Genomic DNA, 16,252 nt, shown 5'->3' on the forward strand with positions numbered 1-16,252 from the left:
TTAAGTTGGCTGGGCTGCAGCGGTGCGTGAATTGCGGCGTTGACGACGAACCATCTCGCCGGCCAGAGCCAGGTAGGCAATGGCGCCGCGGGATGATTTGTCGTACGCCAGCGCGGGCATGCCATAGCTTGGCGCTTCGGCCAGGCGGATGTTGCGTGGAATCACCGTGTCGTACAACTGGTCGCCGAAGTGTTCCTTGAGCTGCGCCGACACATCGTTCATCAGGCTCAGGCGCGGGTCATACATGGTCCGCAGCAGGCCTTCGATTTGCAGGTTCGGGTTGAGCAACTCGGCAATACGCTTGATGTTATCCACAAGGTCGCTCAAGCCTTCGAGCGCGAAGTACTCGCACTGCATGGGGATAATCACCCCGTCGGCGGCAACCAGTGCGTTCAACGTCAGCATCGACAGCGACGGTGGGCAGTCGATCAAAATGTAGTCGTAATTCTCGCGGATTGGCGCCAAGGCGCTGCGCAGACGGCTTTCTTTCATCTGCATTTCCAGCAGCACCACTTCCGCCGCAGTCAAATCGCGGTTGGCCGGCAGCAGTTGATAACCACCGTGCTCGGAATAGTGCATGGCCTGGGCCAGGTCGCACTCGCCAATCAGCAAGTCGTAGACCGAGTTTTCCAGGCCGTGTTTATCCACACCGCTACCCATGGTGGCGTTGCCCTGTGGATCGAGATCGATCAACAGCACCCGACGCTTGGTAGCGACCAGGGATGCTGCGAGGTTGATGCAGGTGGTGGTTTTGCCCACGCCACCTTTCTGGTTCGCTATCGCGAATACCTTAGCCATTCTTGCTTGTGTTCCCAATCATGCCGTGCGGCGCAGTATCAGCAGATGGCGTTGGCCTTGGCAACCGGGTACGGCCAAGGCGTGTTCGCTATCGAGGTGGAAGTCTGCCGGCAATGCTAACAGCTCGTCGCTTGGATGAACGCCCTTCATTGCCAGCCAACGGGTATCGCGGTCGCCGAGGTGGCGGGTCCAGTTACTGAAATTCTCCATGCTGCTGAACGCCCGGGAAACAATTCCGTTGAAAGGCTGTTCAGGCGTGAAGGCTTCGACGCGACTGTGGATAACTTGCAGGTTATCCAGCTTGAGTTCGAGTTTGACCTGGGTCAGGAAGCGGGTTTTCTTGCCGTTGCTGTCCAGGCAGGTCACTTGCGACTCGGGAAACAGGATCGCCAGCGGGATGCCGGGCATGCCGCCGCCGCTGCCAACGTCGAGCCAGCGGCCGTTTTCGATAAACGGCATCACACTCAGACTGTCGAGCAGGTGGCGAGAGACCATTTCGTCTGGATCACGCACCGCAGTGAGGTTGTAAGCCTTGTTCCATTTGATCAACAGGGCCAGATAGCCCAGCATCAACTCGTGCTGGGCTTCAGTCAGGTTGACGCCAAGCTGGCGAGCACCTGTGGATAACTCTTCGGCGTGTTGCGAGGTGACCAACGAACTCAAGCGCTTTGCTCCAACTGACGGCCCGCGCCGCGTTTTTTCAAATGAATCATCAACAGCGAAATGGCTGCCGGCGTGACGCCCGGGATACGGGACGCCTGGCCCAGGGTCTCTGGTCGAGTTATCCCCAGCTTGCCTTGGATCTCTTTCGACAGCCCGGAAATGTTTGTGTAATCGATATCCACAGGCAGCTTGGTGTCTTCACTGGCCCGCAGGCGAGCGATTTCATCCTGCTGGCGGTCAATGTAACCAGCGTACTTGGTCTTGATTTCGACCTGTTCGGCGACCTGTGGATCTTCTGCGCCACCGCCGGTGACCGAGATCAGCCCAGCGTAGTCGATTTCCGGACGGGACAGCAGGTTCAGCAAGTTGTATTCGTGGGTCAGCGGCGTGCCGAATTTTTCGGCAATCGCGTCGCCTTCCTCGGTGCCCGGGCGAACCCAGGTACTTTTCAGGCGTTGCTCTTCCAACTCGATGCTTTCGCGTTTTTTGCAGAAGGCAGCCCAACGCACATCGTCGACCAGACCCAGCTCGCGACCTTTTTCGGTCAAGCGCAGGTCGGCGTTGTCTTCCCGCAGGATCAGGCGGTATTCGGCCCGGGACGTAAACATCCGGTACGGTTCCTGGGTACCGAGGGTAATCAGGTCGTCGACCAACACCCCGATGTACGCCTCATCGCGACGCGGGCACCAGCTGTCTTTGCCCTGGGCACGCAGTGCAGCGTTGGCTCCGGCCAGCAAACCCTGGGCGCCGGCTTCTTCGTAGCCGGTGGTGCCGTTGATTTGGCCAGCGAAGAACAAACCGCCAATAACCTTGGTTTCCAGGCTGTATTTCAGGTCACGCGGGTCGAAGTAGTCGTACTCGATGGCGTAACCAGGCCGCACGATGTGGGCGTTTTCCATACCGCGGATCGACTGCACAATCTGGATTTGCACATCGAACGGCAAGGAAGTGGAAATCCCGTTCGGGTAAAGCTCGTGGGTGGTCAAACCTTCCGGCTCGATAAAGACCTGATGGCTTTCCTTGTCGGCAAAGCGGTGGATCTTGTCTTCGATCGACGGGCAGTAGCGCGGGCCAATACCTTCGATCACCCCGGAATACATCGGCGAACGGTCGAGGTTCGCGGCAATGATTTCATGGGTGCGGGCGTTGGTGTGGGTAATCCAGCAACTGACCTGTTTCGGATGCTGTTCCTTGGAGCCCATGAACGACATCACCGGGATCGGTGTATCGCCGGCTTGCTCGGTCATCACCGAGAAATCCACAGATCGGCCATCAATTCGCGGTGGCGTGCCGGTTTTCAGGCGACCAACACGCAGTGGCAGTTCGCGAAGGCGCTGAGCCAGGGCGATTGACGGTGGATCACCGGCGCGACCACCGGAATAGTTCTGCATACCGATGTGGATAAGTCCGCCGAGGAACGTACCGGTGGTCAGCACCACGGATTCTGCGAAGAAACGCAGGCCCATTTGCGTGACAACACCGCGTACCTGGTCTTGTTCGACGATCAGGTCATCGGCTGCCTGTTGAAATATCCACAGGTTCGGCTGGTTTTCCAGGGTTTCGCGGACAGCGGCCTTGTACAGGATCCGGTCGGCTTGAGCACGTGTGGCTCGCACGGCCGGGCCTTTGCGGCTGTTCAATACGCGAAATTGAATACCACCCTTGTCGGTAGCCATAGCCATCGCGCCGCCGAGGGCATCGATTTCCTTGACCAGATGACTTTTGCCAATCCCGCCAATTGCGGGGTTGCAGCTCATGGCGCCGAGGGTTTCCACGTTATGCGTCAGCAACAGGGTTTTTGCCCCCATGCGTGCTGACGCCAGTGCTGCCTCGGTACCGGCATGACCGCCGCCGATGACGATCACTTCAAAACGGGAAGGGAAATCCACCACGCACCTCGTGCCTGCTTCTGTAGGTAATTAGGAATGAGCGTTCGAGATCAGGTTTTCGAACGAGTCGGCAAGTATAGGGACTTCGACCTTCCTAAAGAACCCTTTGCACAAAATTTAACCAGCTGTGGATGAATCACGAACAATAGAAATTAAAAGAGAGAAATTTATTAAATCTTTGTTTTTATGTTTATTTCTACTGAGGCATGTTTCTGTGGATAGATCTATACAGGCCTTTATTTACGTTATGTACAGAGATTCAAAAGTCTGTGGTTAGGTGCCAAGGAGGCCCTTGGATAAGTGCTTTAAGCCTGTGGATTAAACAGGTGGTTATCCACAGAGGGGTTTTTACTCAGGTTTTTAGCCTGGTTATCAACCGGGCACAGGGGCGGTTATTCACAGGGCTTAATCCACAGAAAATACGGATTTCGATAAATTTCAGGCACACGGCGGCCTCCAAGAATCTTCGGGTAGGCAGGAAACGCTTCGTTTGCATTTGTGAAACGGGTTGATGGCAGGCCTATTGTGAGAAAGCGTCACGGCAGTTAATAATAGTTATTATCATTAACCTACCTCGTCACCTCTCATGTCCCTTCCCCCGCATACCCTTGCAGTCCAGCACATCTATGAGCAGCACCATTCGTGGTTGCATAGCTGGCTCAAGGGAAAGTTGCATAACGCCTGCGATGCAGCCGATGTGGCACACGATACGTTCGTGCGGATTCTGGGTGGCCGCAATGCGGCGCAGATCCTTGAGCCCAGGGACTATCTGGCCACTGTTGCCAGGGGACTGGTGATTGACCGCTATCGCCGCCGCGCCATTGAACAAGCCTATCTGCAAACCCTCGCAGACCGGCCAGAAGCAACCGCAATCAGTGAAGAAGACAAGGCGATCATCATTGAAACCCTCGTGGCTGTGGATAAAGCCTTGTATGGGCTGGGTGAGCGGGCTCGGCGAATTTTCATGCTGTCCCAGGTCGAAGGCCTGACTTATCAACAGATCGCCAATCAGCTGCGGGTCTCGCTGACCACCGTCAAGAAACATATGGTCCGCGCCCTGACAGAATGCGCCCTGATCATGGCGGGCGCGTAATGGCCGCCCCGGATCGCAAGACGTTCGAAGCCGCCGCCAGTTGGTACGTGCAATTTCAATCGCAACCACCGACACCTGCGCAACACAGTGCCTGGCAGCAATGGCTCAACGGCGATCCTTCCCATCAGGCAGCCTGGAACCAGATGGAACAGTTGCAACGTGGCCTCGGTGCGCTACCCAAGGATTTCACCCGTCGCGCGCTCTCGACCAGTCAACAGCGGCGCCAAGTGCTCAAGCTGATGTTGATGCTCGGCGCCGCCGGGTACTTGGGATGGAACGTTCAACAACACACGTCCCTGGGCAACCTCTGGGCTGACTATCGAACCAAGGTCGGCGAACGACGGCGAATCGAGCTGGCCGACGGCACTCAAATTGACCTCAATACCCATACCGCGATCGACGTACTTTTCGATGGGCAGCAGCGACTGGTCCGTTTGCGTGAGGGGGAAGTACTTATCCACACCGGCAAGTCGGGGCGGCACACACCGTTTTATGTCGAAACCCGTGAAGGTCGTGTTCAAGCGCTGGGCACGCGGTTCACTGTTCGCCAACTGCAGGGGTCAACCCGGGTTGGCGTGTTGGATGACCGGGTCAGCGTGCAACCCGTCGACCAACCGGGTCATGGCCGACTGCTCGGCCCCGGTGAGACTGCCGATTTCGGCACGCTGGACGTAGGCCCCAGCCATATCTATCGCAGGAACCAAGCCGCATGGGTCGACGGCCAACTCATCGTTCTGGACGCGCGACTGGGGGATGTCATCGACGAACTCGCGCGCTATCGGCCGGGCGTCATGCAGTGCGACGCTGCATCAGCCCGGCTGCGGGTGTCCGGCACCTTCCGCCTGGATTCCACCGACGCCGTACTGGCCAACCTGCAGGTCACATTGCCGATCCAGGTGAAGTATTTCACCCGCTACTGGGTCGCCGTCACGCTTACAGGTTGATACCGAAAAAATACTCTCAGCAGGGGTTATCTTTTTTTTACCTGGCGCGGCCCTACAGGTAATCACGATGCTACCTTCAGGGCTTACTCACACATGCGCCTTCCTACAAAATTTCGCCAGCGTCTCTCCTGTCACGGCATCACATATAGCTTACTGCTGACCACGGCAGCGACTGCCAGCACCTTGTTATGCACCCAGGCGATTGCTGCCAGCTCGGTGCAACATTACGTGATCGCCCCCGGGCCACTCGACAATGCCTTGAGCCAGTTCGCGGCGAAGGCCAATGTGATTTTGTCATTCTCGCCGCAGCAGACGGCGCGCTTGCAAAGTCCTGGGCTGGAAGGTGACTACTCGGTGGAACAAGGGTTTGCGTTATTGCTGCAGAACTCGGGATTGCAGGCGGCGGCTCAAGGCCCCGGCAGCTACGCGCTGCAGCCGGCCACGAGCGGGGAACAACTCATGTTGGCCCCGACTACTGTCAGCACTTATCAACAGGCCGGTTTCAATCAGGAGATTGCCGGGGACGTAGGTTACAAGGCGCAAAGCAGCCGAATCGGTACCAAGACCAGCACACCGTTGTCGGAAACTCCGCGCTCGGTGTCAGTGGTGACCGGCCAGCGCATCAAGGATCAAAAATCCCAGACGCTCACCGAAGTGCTGGGCTATGTGCCGGGAATCTTTGCCCCTCCCTTCGCTGCGGGCGACGGCCTGGCCGGTGACCTGTTCTTCATTCGCGGCTTCAACGCCACGGATTATGGCTACGGCCTGCTGCGCGATGGCTTGCGAGTACAAGGCAACCGGTACGACACCACCAGCGAACCTTATGGGCTGGAACGGGTAGAAATATTCCGTGGCCCTTCTTCCCTGCTCTACGGCGAAAATGCACCCGGTGGTCTGGTCAACCTGGTGAGTAAACACCCGACAGCTACACCACAAGGCGAAGTTCAGCTGACCTACGGTTCGAATAATCGCCGCCAGGTGGGTGTGGATATCTCCGGTCCGTTGAACGACAACGACAATATTCTTGGACGCGTGGTGATGCTCGGCAGAAAGTCCGACACCCAGACTGATCACGTTCCCGATGACCGCCTGTATATCGCACCGTCCCTTACCCTCAATTTCGACGACTACAACACCCTGACGCTGCTGGCCAACTACCAGAAAGACCACACTAATCTTGAACTTGGCCTACCTGCCGCCGGCACGTTACTGACCAACCCCAACGGGAAGCTCTCCAAGCACACCATGCTCGGCGACCCGGACTGGAACACCTTCGAACGGGAAACCTGGAGCACCGGCTACGAGTTCAGCCACAGCTTCAACGATGACTGGCAGTTTCGGCAGAACTCTCGTTACATGCAGTCGCGAATCACCCGCCATGAAACCTGGCCAGGCAACCTGAATAATGCGGGGTTCGGCACCCAGCTGAACATGAATGCCTACGATCGCTACAACAAATCGATGGTCTACTCGCTGGATAACCAGTTGGAAGGCAAATTGCAGGTGGGTGGCCTGGAAAATACCGTGCTGTTTGGTGCCAGCTATGACCGTACCTCGTTCAGCCAGGATTGGAATGCCGGATTTGCAGGCACGATCAATGTGTATAACCCGGTGTACCTGAAGGACCCATTGACGCCTCTCGCGGTGCAAAACACGTTGCTCGAACAGCAGATGAAAGGTGTTTATGCACAGGTCCAAAGCAAGTATGACCACTGGTTATTTTTGCTCGGCGGACGCCAGGACTGGGTCGACAGTGATTTTCGCGACAAGGTGGCCAAGGCCGGCAATATCAGCTCTGAAGACCGCAAATTCACCTATCAGGGCGGGATCATGTACCAGTTCGACAACGGCCTGACGCCGTATGTCAGCTACTCGACCGCGTTCGTCCCGGTACAGCAGATCTCCAATGCCGGCACACCGCTGGACCCGATCACCAGCAGTCAATACGAAGTAGGCCTCAAGTACGAGCCGATCGGCTGGGACACGGCGATGACGTTGTCGGTATATGACTTGCGCAAGCAGGACGACACGTACCTCGACGCCACTACCAATACCTACCGCCAGGTGGGCGAAAGCCGGGCCAAGGGCGTGGAAGTGGAGGTCAACAGCAACCTCACACCCAATTTGAACGTGACTGCGGCCTACACCTACACCGATGCTCGGATTACCAAGGATTCGGCAACGTCGCTCGTGGAAGGTCACCAAATGACCGGTGTCCCACGTAATCAGGCTTCGGTCTGGGGCAAGTACCGCTTTCTTGATGGCCAACTCAAGGGCTTGTCCGTGGGCGGCGGCATGCGCTACTTCGACAGCACTTTCGCTTACACCGCGCCTTCCCTTTACGGGAAGCTGGATGCTGGAAGCGTAACGTTGGTGGATGCCGCCATCGGTTACCAGATTGACAAGCACTGGTCGGTGGACGTGAACGCGAAGAACCTGTTCGACAAGGAGTATGTGTCCGGCTGCAACGATGCGGGCCGCTGCTATTGGGGTGAAAGCCGGACGCTACTCGGAACAGTTTCCTACAACTGGTGACGTGCCAGCTGTGGATAACCCGGCTATTTCCCGATACAGAAGCTTGAAAAAATCCGCCCCAACAAATCATCGGAGCTGAATGCGCCGGTGATCTCACCCAACAGCTGCTGCGCTTGACGTAAATCTTCAGCCAGCAGCTCACCGGCTCCTGCCAGCGTCAGCTGCGCGCGACCATGCTCGAGGGCGGCGCTGGCATGCCGCAGCGCCTCCAGGTGCCTGCGACGAGCGCTGAAGCTGCTTTCCGAGGTCTGCTCGTAGCCCATGCACGCTTTCAGATGATCGCGCAGCAGTTCCAGTCCCTCTCCCGCAGACTTTGCACTTAAGCTGATCGTCACGTGGCCGTCCTCACTGACTTCCAGGGCGATCGCCTCGCCCGTCAGGTCGGCCTTGTTTCGAATCAGCGTGACCTTGGCCGGGTCTGGCCGTTGTTCGAGAAATTCCGGCCACAGCGCAAACGGATCTGCTGCCTCTGGCGCGATGGCATCCACTACCAGCAGCACACGATCGGCCTCTGTGATCGCCTTCAAAGCGCGTTCCACGCCGATCTTTTCCACCTGGTCATCGGTGTCACGCAGCCCGGCCGTGTCCACCACATGCAGTGGCATGCCATCGATGTGGATATGTTCGCGCAAGATATCCCGGGTGGTGCCGGCGATCTCGGTAACGATGGCCGCTTCTCGCCCCGCCAGAGCGTTGAGCAGGCTCGACTTGCCGGCGTTGGGTCGGCCGGCAATCACCACCGTCATACCGTCACGCAGCAAGGCACCTTGCCCGGCTTCGCGCAGGACTGTGGATAACTCGTCACGGACTTTATCCAGCATCGCCAGGACATGGCCATCGGCAAGGAAGTCGATTTCTTCCTCCGGGAAATCAATTGCGGCCTCCACGTAGATACGCAGGCTGATTAATTGCTCGGTGAGGTTATGCACACGCAGGGAAAAAGCGCCCTGCAACGAGCGCAATGCATTGCGCGCGGCTTGTGCAGAACTGGCTTCAATCAGGTCGGCAATCGCCTCGGCCTGGGCCAGGTCGAGTTTATCGTTGAGGAACGCGCGTTCGCTGAATTCACCCGGGCGTGCCAGGCGGCAACCCAACTGCAGGCAACGCTGCAGCAGCATGTCCAGAACGATCGGGCCACCGTGGCCTTGCAGTTCCAGGACGTCTTCACCGGTAAAGGAGTTCGGGCCCGGAAAATAAAGGGCAATACCTTCATCCAGCACCTCTTCATCAGCACCTAAAAACGGCCCGTAATGCGCATACCGCGGCTTCAGCTCCCGTCCACTGATGGCCAGGGCCGCCACGCCGGCGAGTGGCCCGGAAATACGAACGATACCGACGCCACCACGACCTTGGGCGGTGGCGACAGCGGCGATGGTTTCACGAGGAGCGCTCATGGCGGGTACCCGGATAAAAGTGACGGAAAGCAAAACGCCCCACTAGGGGGCGTCTTGAGTGGTGTTATCCACAGAGTAAATTACGCCTCGGCTTTTTTGGTAGCCGCTTCGATTTTACGTGTGATGTACCACTGTTGGGAGATCGACAAGCAGTTGTTGACCACCCAGTACAGCACCAGACCAGCCGGGAACCACAGGAAGAAGAAGGTGAAGATGATTGGCATCATTTTCATTACCTTGGCCTGCATCGGGTCCGGCGGAGTCGGGTTCAGACGCTGCTGGATGAACATGGTCGCGCCCATGATGATCGGCAGGATAAAGAACGGGTCTTTGATCGACAGGTCAGTTATCCACAGCATGAACGGAGCCTGGCGCATTTCCACGCTTTCCAGGAGCACCCAGTACAGCGACAGGAACACCGGCATCTGCACCAGAATCGGCAAGCATCCACCCAGCGGGTTGATCTTCTCTTTCTTGTACAGCTCCATCATGGCCTGCGACATTTTCTGCCGGTCATCGCCATGTTGTTCTTTCAGCGCGGCCAGTTTCGGGGCCACGGCACGCATACGTGCCATCGACTTGTAGCTGGCAGCCGACAGTGGGAAGAAGATCCCCTTGATCAACATGGTCAGCAGGATGATCGAGAAGCCCCAGTTGCCGACGATGCTGTGGATATGTTGCAGCAGCCAGAAGATAGGCTGGGCAATGAACCACAGAATGCCGTAATCCACAGTCAGTTCCAGACCTGGGGATAACTCTTTCAGCACAGCTTGGCTTTTCGGACCGGCGTACAACGTAGCGCTGGCTTCAGCCTTGGCACCCGGAGCGACGGTCAACGTCGGGCCAGTGAAGCCAATGATGTAGTTGCCTTGGCTGTCTTTGCGGGTTTGAACCAGGTTGGCATCACCCTTGTTCGGGATCCATGCGGTCACGAAGTAGTGTTGCAACCAGGCGACCCAGCCACCTTGAACGGTTTCTTTCAGCGCGCCCTTGTCGATATCTTTCATCGACACTTTTTTGTACGGCTCGTTACTTGTCCACAGGGCGGCGCCCAGGTAAGTCGCGGTGCCGGTGGCAGTGCTGGAAGAAGGATCGGCGCTGTTGTCACGCTTGAGCTGGGCAAACAGGTTGCCAGTCCACGGCTTGGCGCTTTCGTTGTCGATCAGATAAGTGACTTTCAGATCGTACAAACCGCGGGTGAAGCTGAAGCGCTTGATGTAGTTGACGCCGTCGTGACTGAATTTCAGGTCAACGTTCAACTGGTTCTGGCCATCAGCCAGTTGATAAGTCTTCTGTTCGGTCGAATAAACCGGACGACCGGTAGCACGAGCATCCGGACCGTCAGTGCCGGTCAGGCCACTTTGTGCCAGATATACACGTTCGCCGCCGTTATCGAACAGCTGGAACGGAACATCCGGGTGGTCTTGGCGACGTGGATACAGAGGCAATTTCAGCTGGGCGATATCACCACCCTGTGGATCGATTGCCAAGTCCAGTACATCCGTTTTTACATGGATGAGGTCTTTATTGGTGACGACCGGGGTTTCTACCGGGGTGCTGGTATCGGCATTCGCGCTGGGTACATCGGCACTGGCGGCAGCATTGTTACCCAGTGGCGTATCCGGAATAGCCGGCGCCGACTGATTGGTAGCAACATTCTGAGTCGGCAGGGCAGCTTGGCCATAATCCTGGTTCCACTTAAGAACCATAGAGTAGGACACGATTGCCAGGGCGACGATCAGGATCGTGCGTTTAATATCCATGATTACTCGGCCATCGAAGAAGAACGGGAGGTAGGGATAGGCGGAACCGGGTCATAACCACCGGGATTCCACGGATGACAGCGACCTAAACGACGAAAGGTCAGCCAGCCACCGCGCAGAAGGCCATGATTTTCTATGGCTTCCAACGCGTAGCAGGAACAACTGGGGTAGAAACGACAGTGGTTTGCCATCAGGGGACTAATGGCATAGCGGTAAAACTGGATCGGAACGAGCGCCAGTTTACGCATCAGTACTGTCTACCCCTACAGTTTCGGTGCTGACAGCTGGTGCTGGCTTGTTGGTACGAGCCAAACGTTTCCAGAGCTTGCCGAAATGCTGAATCAATTCGGGGTTTTCTACGTCCCCCAAGCCTTTGCGCGCGACGATAACAATATCCCAACCAACCAGAGTCTCCTGGTGGAGGCGAAACGATTCGCGCATCAGACGCTTGAGGCGATTGCGCTCAACGGAGAGCTTTACGCTCTTCTTGCCGATCACCAACCCGAGACGGGGGTGATCCAGATCGTTGTTACGCGCAAGGAGCAGGAGATTTTTCCCCGGAACCTTGCCGGTGGGGGAGTCAAAGACTGCCTTGAAATGCCGGGGGGTTAGCAGACGCTTTTCCCGACTGAAGTCCTGACTCACCACCAGTACCGGATTATCAAACTGCCAGACGCGCACGACCTTTGGCGCGGCGACGCGACAGGACAGCACGGCCGTTCTTGGTGGCCATGCGAGCACGGAAGCCGTGAGTACGGGCGCGTTTGATGGTGCTTGGTTGGAAAGTACGTTTCATGGCGTGTTACCTGGTTCGTCCACAACGGGCCGGAATGGCCCCCGTTTTAAGAGACCGGCGATTCTAGAGAAAGCAAGCCTCTAGGTCAATTTCCAACCAGCTTTTCCTTTAATTAGATATCTGGAGGCCTCTGGACCGAATCCGGGCGATTCGTCTTTCACGAGCAATGCCATAGATATAAAAATAAAGAAGGAAGTTATTTAAAGCTTTTCTGTAAAGCTTATAAAAGCTAGGGAGGCGATCTTCTGTGGATAACTGCCTTAAGGCCATATTCCACGTGGTGTACAGAGAATGACAACACGGGGGAGAAACGGTGCTCTGCCTGTGCTGCGCTATCGGATAAGCTGTGTGTGGAATGGCTACTTATCCACAGGCCAGTTACCCACAGACTTTCGACCCCACTTGTACAACGGGCTTAGGGGCGCTTATCCACAGAGCTTATGCACAGACCATTTGTCGCCTTTTTTACGGTTAAGGCGTTGATTCTTGGCGCCCTGTGAGCAAGCTACATGTGGATAAGTGGACGGCTGGCCGCTACAATGGCGGCTGTTTTTGCCTCACCGGCTTTCAACTTAGGGGATATCCGTGTCAGTGGAACTTTGGCAGCAGTGCGTGGAGCTTTTGCGCGATGAGCTGCCTGCCCAGCAATTCAACACCTGGATCCGTCCGCTACAGGTCGAAGCCGAAGGCGACGAGTTGCGTGTCTACGCACCTAATCGTTTTGTTCTCGACTGGGTCAACGAGAAATACCTGAGCCGCGTTCTCGAATTGCTCGATGAACATGGCAACGGGCTTGCTCCGGTGCTCTCCTTATTAATAGGCAGCAAACGCAGCTCGGTACCTCGTGCTGCGCCGAATGCACCGTTGGCAGCAAGCGCCTCGCAGGCTCAGGCCGCAGCGGCACCTGTTAATAACTCGCCTGCATCGGTTGCCCAGACGCCTTCGAAATCCTCGTCGCAGAAAAACGCGCCTATAAATGAAGAGCCGTCCCGCGACAGCTTTGACCCAATGGCCGGCGCCAGCTCACAACAGGCTCCGGTTCGTGCTGAACAGCGCACCGTTCAGGTCGAAGGTGCGCTCAAGCACACCAGCTATCTGAACCGCACGTTCACCTTTGAGAACTTTGTCGAAGGTAAATCCAACCAGCTGGCCCGCGCGGCTGCCTGGCAGGTCGCCGACAACCCCAAGCACGGTTACAACCCGCTCTTCCTTTATGGTGGCGTTGGCTTGGGTAAAACTCACTTGATGCACGCCGTGGGTAACCACCTATTAAAGAAGAACCCGAATGCCAAGGTCGTGTACCTGCACTCGGAGCGCTTCGTGGCCGACATGGTCAAGGCGCTGCAGCTCAATGCAATCAACGAGTTCAAACGGTTCTACCGTTCCGTTGATGCCTTGCTGATCGATGACATTCAATTCTTCGCCCGCAAGGAACGTTCCCAGGAAGAGTTTTTCCACACGTTCAACGCGTTGCTCGAAGGTGGCCAACAGGTCATCTTGACCAGTGACCGTTATCCGAAGGAAATCGAAGGCCTGGAAGAGCGCCTGAAGTCGCGCTTCGGCTGGGGCCTGACCGTTGCGGTAGAGCCGCCGGAACTGGAAACCCGCGTCGCGATCCTGATGAAAAAGGCCGACCAGGCTAAAGTCGACCTGCCTCACGACGCCGCGTTCTTCATTGCCCAGCGCATTCGTTCCAACGTGCGTGAGCTGGAAGGCGCACTCAAGCGTGTCATCGCTCACTCGCACTTCATGGGCCGCGACATCACCATCGAGTTGATCCGCGAATCCCTGAAAGATCTGCTGGCGTTGCAAGACAAGCTGGTGAGTGTGGATAACATCCAGCGTACTGTGGCCGAGTACTACAAGATCAAGATTTCCGATCTGCTGTCCAAGCGCCGTTCGCGCTCGGTGGCACGTCCCCGTCAGGTAGCGATGGCGCTCTCCAAAGAGCTGACCAACCACAGCCTGCCGGAAATTGGTGATGTGTTTGGCGGTCGCGACCACACTACGGTTTTGCACGCGTGCCGCAAGATCAACGAACTTAAGGAATCCGACGCGGATATTCGCGAGGACTACAAGAACCTGCTGCGTACACTGACTACTTGATGAACACCAGCGCAGCTTATTAAGGCAAGGGACTAGACCATGCATTTCACCATTCAACGCGAAGCCCTGTTGAAACCCCTGCAACTGGTCGCAGGCGTCGTCGAGCGCCGACAGACCTTGCCGGTGCTTTCCAACGTATTGCTGGTTGTCGAAGGCCAGCAATTGTCCTTGACCGGTACCGACCTCGAAGTCGAACTGGTTGGTCGTGTCCAGCTCGAAGAACCTGCCGAACCTGGCGAGATCACCGTGCCGGCGCGCAAGCTGATGGACATCTGCAAGAGCCTGCCCAACGACGCGCTGATCGACATCAAGGTTGATGAGCAGAAGCTGGTCGTCAAGGCCGGTCGCAGCCGTTTCACCCTGTCGACCTTGCCAGCCAACGACTTCCCGACCGTGGAAGAAGGTCCTGGCTCGCTGACATGCAGCCTGGAGCAAAGCCGACTGCGTCGCTTGATCGAGCGCACCAGCTTCGCCATGGCCCAGCAGGACGTGCGTTATTACCTGAACGGCATGTTGCTGGAAGTCTCGGAAGGCATCATCCGCGCCGTGGCCACTGACGGTCACCGTCTGGCCATGTGCTCGATGAAAGCCGATATCGGTCAGCCGGATCGCCACCAGGTGATCGTGCCGCGTAAAGGTATTCTGGAGCTCGCGCGCCTGCTGACCGAGCCGGATGGCAATGTCAGCATCGTCCTGGGCCAGCACCACATCCGTGCGACCACTGGCGAGTTCACCTTCACATCCAAGCTGGTTGACGGCAAGTTCCCGGATTACGAGCGTGTCCTGCCTAAAGGCGGCGACAAGCTGGTGATCGGTGATCGTCAGGCCCTGCGTGAAGCGTTCAGCCGTACCGCCATTCTTTCCAACGAGAAGTACCGCGGTATTCGCCTGCAATTGGCCAACGGCCAGCTGAAAATTCAGGCGAATAACCCTGAGCAGGAAGAAGCGGAAGAAGAAGTGGGCGTCGACTACAACGGCGGCAACCTGGAAATCGGCTTCAACGTCAGCTACTTGCTGGATGTGCTGGGTGTGATGACCACCGAACAGGTTCGCCTGATCCTGTCCGACTCCAACAGTAGCGCCCTGGTGCAAGAATCCGACAACGATGACTCGGCTTACGTTGTCATGCCGATGCGCCTGTAATCATGTTCAGCAGAAGCTAGATGTCCCTCAGTCGCGTCTCGGTCACCGCGGTGCGCAATTTGCACCCGGTGACCTTCTCCCCCTCTCCCCGCATCAATATCCTCCACGGCGCCAACGGCAGTGGCAAAACCAGCGTGCTGGAAGCCATTCATTTGCTGGGGCTTGCCCGTTCCTTCCGCAGTGCCCGCTTGTTACCGGTGATCCAGTACGAGCAACTGGCGTGCACGGTATTTGGCCAAGTCGAATTGGCGGAAGGCGGTCATAGCAGCCTGGGGATTTCTCGTGATCGTCAGGGGGAGTTTCAAATACGCATCGACGGGCAGAATGCTCGCAGTGCTGCGCAATTGGCGGAAATCCTGCCACTGCAACTGATCAACCCGGACAGCTTTCGTTTGCTGGAAGGCGCGCCAAAAATCCGCAGGCAATTCCTCGATTGGGGAGTGTTCCACGTGGAACCGCGTTTTATGGCCACTTGGCAGCGCCTGCAGAAGGCCCTGCGGCAGCGGAACTCGTGGCTGCGGCATGGTACACTTGACGCCGCTTCGCAAGCTGCTTGGGACCGGGAACTGTGCCTGGCCAGCGCTGAAATAGATGAATACCGCCGCGCCTACATCAAAGCCTTGAAACCAGTCTTTGAGCAGACCTTGAGCGAGTTGCTTGAACTCGAGGGGCTGACGTTGAGCTACTACCGTGGTTGGGACAAAGACCGGGAACTGAGTGCAGTGCTCGCGACGTCCTTACAGCGGGATCAGCAAATTGGTCACACCCAGGCCGGACCGCAACGGGCTGATTTGCGCCTTAGATTGGGCGCACATAATGCCGCGGACATCTTGTCCCGCGGTCAGCAGAAGTTGGTGGTCTGTGCCCTGCGTATCGCCCAAGGGCATCTGGTTAGCCAGGCCCGGCGCGGGCAATGTATTTATCTGGTGGATGACTTGCCGTCCGAACTGGATGAGCAGCACCGCCGCGCGTTATGCCGCTTGTTGGAAGACTTACGCTGCCAGGTGTTTATCACCTGTGTAGACCACGAATTATTGAGGGAAGGCTGGCAGACGGAAACGCCAGTCGCTTTGTTCCACGTGGAACAAGGCCGTATCACCCAGACCCACGACCATCGGGAGTGAAGGC

14 protein-coding genes are annotated in these 16,252 nt (G+C 57.0%); 6 read left to right on the forward strand and 8 right to left on the reverse strand.

The features are described from left to right. Genes HBJ59_RS20735 through mnmG form a run of 3 tightly spaced genes read right to left on the reverse strand, consistent with a single transcriptional unit; the run spans window position 1 to window position 3,350 of the window. Entirely contained in the window at window positions 1–798 is a 798-nt protein-coding gene (locus tag HBJ59_RS20735; RefSeq protein ID WP_017477894.1) for a ParA family protein, read from the reverse strand. An 18-nt stretch (window positions 799–816) separates the two neighbouring features. Beyond that, complete coding sequence (gene rsmG / locus HBJ59_RS20740) at window positions 817–1,461, reverse strand: 16S rRNA (guanine(527)-N(7))-methyltransferase RsmG (protein ID WP_167664605.1); 645 nt, start codon at window positions 1,459–1,461, stop codon at window positions 817–819. Then, window positions 1,458–3,350 (reverse strand): tRNA uridine-5-carboxymethylaminomethyl(34) synthesis enzyme MnmG, encoded by a 1,893-nt coding sequence (gene mnmG, locus HBJ59_RS20745; RefSeq protein WP_167664606.1) that lies wholly within the window; start codon window positions 3,348–3,350, stop codon window positions 1,458–1,460. The genes rsmG and mnmG overlap by 4 nt, the downstream gene beginning before the upstream one ends. A 586-nt stretch (window positions 3,351–3,936) precedes the next feature. Here mnmG and HBJ59_RS20750 point away from each other — a divergent pair. The 3 genes from HBJ59_RS20750 to HBJ59_RS20760 all read left to right on the forward strand — a co-directional run bounded on the left by HBJ59_RS20750 (window position 3,937) and on the right by HBJ59_RS20760 (window position 7,922). Further along, window positions 3,937–4,443: a sigma-70 family RNA polymerase sigma factor gene (locus HBJ59_RS20750; RefSeq protein ID WP_076013263.1), complete on the forward strand. Its 507-nt coding sequence runs from the start codon at window positions 3,937–3,939 to the stop codon at window positions 4,441–4,443. Beyond that, window positions 4,443–5,387, forward strand: a complete 945-nt coding sequence (locus HBJ59_RS20755; RefSeq protein WP_076013264.1) for a FecR domain-containing protein — start codon at window positions 4,443–4,445, stop codon at window positions 5,385–5,387. Before HBJ59_RS20750 ends, HBJ59_RS20755 begins: the two co-directional genes overlap by 1 nt. A gap of 93 nt (window positions 5,388–5,480) precedes the next feature. Beyond that, window positions 5,481–7,922: a TonB-dependent siderophore receptor gene (locus HBJ59_RS20760; RefSeq protein ID WP_167664607.1), complete on the forward strand. Its 2,442-nt coding sequence runs from the start codon at window positions 5,481–5,483 to the stop codon at window positions 7,920–7,922. A gap of 23 nt (window positions 7,923–7,945) precedes the next feature. Here HBJ59_RS20760 and mnmE read toward each other — a convergent pair whose 3' ends face one another. The 5 genes from mnmE to rpmH form a co-directional block, all read right to left on the reverse strand. Next, window positions 7,946–9,316 (reverse strand): tRNA uridine-5-carboxymethylaminomethyl(34) synthesis GTPase MnmE, encoded by a 1,371-nt coding sequence (gene mnmE, locus HBJ59_RS20765; protein WP_167664608.1) that lies wholly within the window; start codon window positions 9,314–9,316, stop codon window positions 7,946–7,948. A gap of 80 nt (window positions 9,317–9,396) precedes the next feature. After that, window positions 9,397–11,079: a membrane protein insertase YidC gene (yidC, locus tag HBJ59_RS20770; RefSeq protein ID WP_010168487.1), complete on the reverse strand. Its 1,683-nt coding sequence runs from the start codon at window positions 11,077–11,079 to the stop codon at window positions 9,397–9,399. A 2-nt stretch (window positions 11,080–11,081) separates the two neighbouring features. Beyond that, on the reverse strand, window positions 11,082–11,327 hold the full coding sequence (gene yidD / locus HBJ59_RS20775) for a membrane protein insertion efficiency factor YidD (protein WP_003213574.1): 246 nt from the start codon (window positions 11,325–11,327) through the stop codon (window positions 11,082–11,084). Further along, the gene (gene rnpA, locus HBJ59_RS20780; RefSeq protein WP_010168490.1) at window positions 11,320–11,724 is read right to left on the reverse strand and encodes a ribonuclease P protein component; all 405 of its coding nucleotides are present in this window, start codon (window positions 11,722–11,724) and stop codon (window positions 11,320–11,322) included. The genes yidD and rnpA overlap by 8 nt, the downstream gene beginning before the upstream one ends. 16 nt (window positions 11,725–11,740) lie before the next feature. Beyond that, window positions 11,741–11,875 (reverse strand): 50S ribosomal protein L34, encoded by a 135-nt coding sequence (gene rpmH, locus HBJ59_RS20785; RefSeq protein ID WP_003213577.1) that lies wholly within the window; start codon window positions 11,873–11,875, stop codon window positions 11,741–11,743. A gap of 585 nt (window positions 11,876–12,460) precedes the next feature. On the opposite strand from rpmH, the gene dnaA reads away from it, so the two are divergent. Genes dnaA through recF form a run of 3 tightly spaced genes read left to right on the forward strand, consistent with a single transcriptional unit; the run spans window position 12,461 to window position 16,248 of the window. Next, window positions 12,461–13,981 (forward strand): chromosomal replication initiator protein DnaA, encoded by a 1,521-nt coding sequence (gene dnaA, locus HBJ59_RS20790; protein ID WP_076013268.1) that lies wholly within the window; start codon window positions 12,461–12,463, stop codon window positions 13,979–13,981. Between the two features lie 39 nt (window positions 13,982–14,020). After that, window positions 14,021–15,124: a DNA polymerase III subunit beta gene (gene dnaN, locus HBJ59_RS20795; RefSeq protein WP_003213582.1), complete on the forward strand. Its 1,104-nt coding sequence runs from the start codon at window positions 14,021–14,023 to the stop codon at window positions 15,122–15,124. Window positions 15,125–15,144: 20 nt separating this feature from the next. After that, window positions 15,145–16,248 (forward strand): DNA replication/repair protein RecF, encoded by a 1,104-nt coding sequence (gene recF, locus HBJ59_RS20800; protein WP_003213585.1) that lies wholly within the window; start codon window positions 15,145–15,147, stop codon window positions 16,246–16,248. Window positions 16,249–16,252: the final 4 nt, after the last annotated feature.

Origin of the sequence: Pseudomonas sp. AN3A02, assembly GCF_011765255.1 — a bacterium.
Classification (GTDB): domain Bacteria; phylum Pseudomonadota; class Gammaproteobacteria; order Pseudomonadales; family Pseudomonadaceae; genus Aquipseudomonas.

Coding starts and splice junctions, on each gene's coding strand:
- HBJ59_RS20735 (WP_017477894.1), bottom strand. CDS start 798: ATGGCTAAGGTATTCGCGATAGCGAACCAGAAAGGTGGCGTGGGCAAA.
- HBJ59_RS20750 (WP_076013263.1), top strand. CDS start 3,937: ATGTCCCTTCCCCCGCATACCCTTGCAGTCCAGCACATCTATGAGCAG.
- HBJ59_RS20755 (WP_076013264.1), top strand. CDS start 4,443: ATGGCCGCCCCGGATCGCAAGACGTTCGAAGCCGCCGCCAGTTGGTAC.
- HBJ59_RS20760 (WP_167664607.1), top strand. CDS start 5,481: ATGCGCCTTCCTACAAAATTTCGCCAGCGTCTCTCCTGTCACGGCATC.
- mnmE (WP_167664608.1), bottom strand. CDS start 9,316: ATGAGCGCTCCTCGTGAAACCATCGCCGCTGTCGCCACCGCCCAAGGT.
- yidC (WP_010168487.1), bottom strand. CDS start 11,079: ATGGATATTAAACGCACGATCCTGATCGTCGCCCTGGCAATCGTGTCC.
- yidD (WP_003213574.1), bottom strand. CDS start 11,327: ATGCGTAAACTGGCGCTCGTTCCGATCCAGTTTTACCGCTATGCCATT.
- rpmH (WP_003213577.1), bottom strand. CDS start 11,875: ATGAAACGTACTTTCCAACCAAGCACCATCAAACGCGCCCGTACTCAC.
- dnaN (WP_003213582.1), top strand. CDS start 14,021: ATGCATTTCACCATTCAACGCGAAGCCCTGTTGAAACCCCTGCAACTG.
- recF (WP_003213585.1), top strand. CDS start 15,145: ATGTCCCTCAGTCGCGTCTCGGTCACCGCGGTGCGCAATTTGCACCCG.